Genomic DNA, 405 nt, shown 5'->3' on the forward strand with positions numbered 1-405 from the left:
TCGCGGCGCTGCCCGACCCCGTGGGCCGCGTGCTGTCGGAATGGACCCGCCCCAACGGGCTGGTGATCCGCCGCGTGGCGCAGCCGCTCGGCGTCATTGGCATGATCTATGAGAGCCGGCCCAACGTCACCGCGGATGCCGCGGGCCTCTGCCTGAAGGCGGGCTCGGCGGTGATCCTGCGCGGCGGCAGCGAGGGCGCCCGCTCGGCCGCCGCCATCCATGGCTGCATCCTGGACGGGCTGCGCGAAGCGGCGCTCCCCGAGGCCGCGGTGCAGATCGCCCCCACGCAGGACCGCGCCTTCGTCGGCGCCATGCTGCGCGCGGCAGGCCTGATCGACCTGATCATCCCGCGCGGCGGCAAGAGCCTGGTGACCCGGGTGATGGAGGAGGCGCGGGTGCCGGTGC

The 405-nt window shown here is 74.8% G+C and carries 1 pseudogene; it reads left to right on the forward strand.

Annotation, left to right across the window (positions count from 1 at the left end):
- Positions 1 to 405 (forward strand): annotated as a pseudogene (proA, locus tag BKE38_RS30210) (glutamate-5-semialdehyde dehydrogenase); the annotation flags it as partial.

Source organism: Teichococcus deserti, from assembly GCF_001982615.1.
GTDB lineage: Bacteria > Pseudomonadota > Alphaproteobacteria > Acetobacterales > Acetobacteraceae > Pseudoroseomonas > Pseudoroseomonas deserti.